5 protein-coding genes are annotated in these 4,092 nt (G+C 62.7%); all 5 read right to left on the reverse strand.

What is annotated here, in order from left to right:
* Positions 1 to 605 (reverse strand): DUF3426 domain-containing protein (locus ACXWUF_RS19700; protein WP_458496286.1); only part of this gene is annotated, 605 nt, incomplete at its 3' end.
* A gap of 3 nt (positions 606 to 608) precedes the next feature.
* On the reverse strand, positions 609 to 1,487 hold the full coding sequence (gene prmA / locus ACXWUF_RS19705; protein ID WP_458496287.1) for a 50S ribosomal protein L11 methyltransferase: 879 nt from the start codon (positions 1,485 to 1,487) through the stop codon (positions 609 to 611).
* Positions 1,487 to 2,833: an acetyl-CoA carboxylase biotin carboxylase subunit gene (accC, locus tag ACXWUF_RS19710; protein ID WP_458496288.1), complete on the reverse strand. Its 1,347-nt coding sequence runs from the start codon at positions 2,831 to 2,833 to the stop codon at positions 1,487 to 1,489. Before accC ends, prmA begins: the two co-directional genes overlap by 1 nt.
* Before the next feature lie 39 nt (positions 2,834 to 2,872).
* Complete coding sequence (gene accB / locus ACXWUF_RS19715; protein WP_458496289.1) at positions 2,873 to 3,334, reverse strand: acetyl-CoA carboxylase biotin carboxyl carrier protein; 462 nt, start codon at positions 3,332 to 3,334, stop codon at positions 2,873 to 2,875.
* A 4-nt stretch (positions 3,335 to 3,338) separates the two neighbouring features.
* Positions 3,339 to 3,779, reverse strand: coding sequence for a type II 3-dehydroquinate dehydratase (gene aroQ / locus ACXWUF_RS19720; RefSeq protein ID WP_458496290.1), 441 nt, complete (start codon positions 3,777 to 3,779; stop codon positions 3,339 to 3,341).
* Positions 3,780 to 4,092: the final 313 nt, after the last annotated feature.

Raw genomic sequence — 4,092 nt, forward strand, 5'->3', positions numbered from 1 at the left:
AATTCGGATTGATTGGCGAACGTCAGGTTGAACTCGAAAGCGTCCTTACGGCCACCGGCCATGCTCAGGCCGCGATCCAAAATTTTGATGCTGGGGGTATCGCGGAAGGGCGGCAGAACGCAGCCCAAACTTCCGCAGAGACTATCCAGCCAGGGCCGGAGCAATGCGTTTTGGGCCAGATGCTTGCTTTCGAAGAGGAACGCCTGCACGACCAGCAGCGCCGTCAAAACCACCACCCCCACTCCCCACAGCCAGTCATCCCCCAGCATGGAGCGGGAGCGAGGCCGGACGAGGCGTTGGCGAGCCTCGGCGAAAATCCCGCCGGCTCGATCCTCGCCGCCCGATGGCTCGGATTCCTCCAAGCCACCGAGACGCCACCGGGGGACGATGGGCGTGGCCGCCGCTTCCTGCTGGCCCGCCAGAGGGAGGTGCGCCGCCGCTTGCACGCCATCGGCGGATTCCGCCTCCGGCACGCTCACTTCCAAAGACGTCCCGGCATTGAACACCAGTTGGCAGCGCCCGCACAGCACATCCTCAGCGCCCGCCCGCAGCAGGCGGGAATTAACGCGGTAGGGGGTGTGGCACTCGGGGCAGCGGGTGTACACGGATCACTCGGCGCGTTTGACACCGGCCAGCAACACCCAATCCTCTTGGATCACGGTGGGCGCCAGTTCGACACGGGATTCATAGGCGCGGCGGACGGTCTCCGCCTGCATGGCGAGGATGCCCGACAAGGCCAGGCGTCCGCCGGGCCGCAAGTGGGCGAGGATGGCGTCGGCCAGCTCGACCAAGGGTCCGGCGAGGATGTTGGCGAGCAGGATGTCAGCGGGCTGGGTCGGCAAGTCCTTGGGATAGCCGAGCTTTAATCCGGCTTCAACGCCATTTTTGCGGGCATTGTCGGCGCTGGCGGTGATGGCCTGCGGGTCGATGTCCACACCCCATGCGGAGTCCGCGCCCAGCTTGAGGGCGGCGACGGCAAGGATGCCGGAGCCGCAGCCGTAGTCGACGACGGCCTGGTCGGCCAAATCCTGGCCGTCCAGCCATTCCAGACACAGCGCCGTGGTGGGGTGGGTGCCGGTGCCGAAGGCCAGCCCCGGATCGAGGATGACATTGACGGCGGCGGGGTCCGGCGGCGCGAAGCCGGTGGGGCAGACCCACAGCCGCCGCCCGAACTGCATGGGCTTGAAATGATCCAGCCAGGCCCGCTCCCACACTTGGTCCTCGATGGTGGCCCAAACCCAGTCGGCCAGCCGACCGCCGAATTGGGCCTCCACCGCCGCGCGTACTTCGGCCTCGTCCGCGTCGGCTTCGAACAGCGCGATGACCTGGGTCCGCCGCCAAAGCGGGGTTTCGCCCGGCTTCGGCTCGAACAAGGGCTGGTCGCCCGCGTCCTCGAAGCCGACCGACACCGCGCCGATGTCCACGAACAGGTCAGACAGCGGCTCGGCCTGGGCTTCATCCACCGTGACGGTCGCTTGGCGCCACATCAGTGCTTCAATCCCAGCTTCTTTTCCAGATAGTGGATGTTCTGCCCACCGGCCTGGAAGCCCTTGTCGTTGATGATGTCCAGCAACAGCGGGATGTTGCAGTTGATGCCGCCGATGACCATTTCGCTGAGGGCCATGCGCATCCGGGCGATGGCGGTGTCGCGGGTCTCGCCGTGGGCGATGAGCTTGCCGATCATCGAGTCGTAGTAAGGCGGCACCCGGTAGCCATTGTAGATGTGGGTCTCGACCCGGATGCCGGGACCGCCGGGCATGTGGAACTGCTCGATCAGGCCGGGGCTGGGCACGAAGCTCTTGGAGTCCTCGGCGTTGATGCGGCACTCAATGGCGTGACCGCGCATCTGCACGTCCTCCTGCCGGAAGGACAGCGGCTCGCCCGCCGCGATCATCAGCTGCTCCTTCACGATGTCGAAGCCCGTGACCATCTCCGTCACGGGATGCTCGACCTGGACGCGGGTGTTCATCTCGATGAAGTAGAACTCGCCATCCTGATAGAGGAACTCGAAGGTGCCCGCGCCGAGGTAGCCGATTTCCTGGCACGCCTTGACGCAACGCATCCCCATGGCCTGGCGCTTTTCTTCGCTGAGGCCGGGGGCCGGGGCTTCCTCCACCACCTTCTGATGGCGGCGCTGGGTGGAGCAGTCGCGCTCGCCCAGATGCACCACGTTGCCGTGGCTGTCGGCCAGCACTTGGAATTCCACATGGCGCGGGTTCTCCAGGAACTTCTCCATGTACACCATATCGTTGTTGAAGGCCGCGCCCGCCTCGCCACGGGTCAGGGTGATGGCGGAATGCAGGTTGGCCTCGCTGTGGACCACCCTCATGCCGCGACCGCCGCCGCCGCCCGCCGCCTTGATGATGATGGGGAAGCCGATCCGCCGGGCGATCTTGAGGTTGTCCTCATAGTTATCGCCCAAAGGACCGTCGGAACCGGGCAGGCAGGGAATCCCGGCTTTTTTCATGGCCTCGATGGCGGCCACTTTGTCACCCATAATGCGGATAGTTTCGGGCCGGGGACCGATGAAGATAAAGCCGCTCTGGATGACCTTTTCCGCGAAGTCGGCGTTCTCCGACAGGAACCCGTAGCCGGGGTGGATGGCCACCGCGTCGGTGACTTCGGCGGCGCTGATAATGGCGGGGACGTTGAGGTAGCTTTCTTTGGACGAGGCCGGGCCGATGCAGACGGACTCGTCGGCAAGCCGGACATGCTTGAGGTCGCGGTCGGCCTCGGAATGCACGGCCACGGCCTTGATGCCGAGTTCACGGCAGGCCCTAAGTATACGCAGGGCGATCTCGCCCCGATTGGCGATCAGGATTTTACCGAGCATGGCAACACCTAGAAGTGGGCAAAAGGGAGCGCGGGGCCGTTATTCAATGATGAACAGCGGTTGGTTGTATTCCACGGGCTGCCCGTTCTCCACCAGAATCTTGGTGATCTTGCCGGATTTGTCCGCCTCGATTTGGTTGAGGATTTTCATCGCCTCGATGATGCACAGGGTCTCGCCCGCCTCGACCCGCTGGCCGACCTCGACGAATAACTTGGCCCCCGGCGTCGGCGAGCGATAGAAGGTGCCGACCATGGGCGAGCGGACGATGTGGCCGGTGATGCGGTCGCCGTCGTCTTTCGGCGCGTCCGCCATGGGCGCGGCCATGTGGACCTGAGGCATTCCCGCGCCCATGGGCAGGCCGGCCTGGAACGGTTGCTGAACCGTACTCACGCTGCTGTAGCGGCTGATGCGCACGGATTCTTCCCCTTCTTTGATTTCAATTTCCGCGATGTCGGAGTCGCCGATCATTTCGATCAGCTTTTTTATTTTTCTAATATCCATTGTTTTATTGACCTTTCTCTAGGTGATGGATGGCGGCTTGCATAGCGAGTTCGTAGCCAAGGGCACCCAGCCCGCAAATGACGCCCTTGGCTATGTCGGACAGATAGGAATGCTTGCGGAATGGCTCCCGCGCATGGACATTGGAGAGATGGACTTCGATGAACGGCAAGCGGGTCGCCAGGAAGGCGTCGCGCAGGGCGATGCTGGTGTGGGTGTAGGCACCCGGATTGATGAGGATGAAATCCACCGAGTCCCGGTAGGCCGCGTGGATGCGGTCGATGAGTTCGTGTTCGGCGTTGCTTTGGAAGAATTCGATGCGGTGGCCGGGATTCTGGGCGACGACCCGCTCCTCGATGTCGTCGAGCGTCTGGCTGCCGTAGAGGCCCGGTTCCCGAACACCCAGCAAATTGAGGTTCGGACCATTGAGGACGAGGATGCTTGCCATGAAAAACCGCCGATGTTCCGAATTGCGCAAAAAGCCGGGGAAAAACGAAGGTATTTTGCCGAAACGGCTAGATATTGTCCATTAATCAGCGTTTTCCGGCAGGGCAATCGCACCATGTGGTTTTATGTCCCCTCGCCAGCGGGAGAGGGTTAGGGTGAGGGGGAAATCAAATAAGGTTTCTTCTTAAAAATTGCTTCGGCGGGTGGACTTGAAACGCCAAGCCAAGAAGAAATCATGTTTTTCACCCCCTCACCCCAGCCCTCTCCCGGTGGGCGAGGGAGAAAATCACATGGCGCGATTGCCCTGCGATTTC

Source organism: Methylomagnum sp. (assembly GCF_054333355.1).

Coding starts and splice junctions, on each gene's coding strand:
- prmA (WP_458496287.1), bottom strand. CDS start 1,487: ATGTGGCGCCAAGCGACCGTCACGGTGGATGAAGCCCAGGCCGAGCCG.
- accC (WP_458496288.1), bottom strand. CDS start 2,833: ATGCTCGGTAAAATCCTGATCGCCAATCGGGGCGAGATCGCCCTGCGT.
- accB (WP_458496289.1), bottom strand. CDS start 3,334: ATGGATATTAGAAAAATAAAAAAGCTGATCGAAATGATCGGCGACTCC.
- aroQ (WP_458496290.1), bottom strand. CDS start 3,779: ATGGCAAGCATCCTCGTCCTCAATGGTCCGAACCTCAATTTGCTGGGT.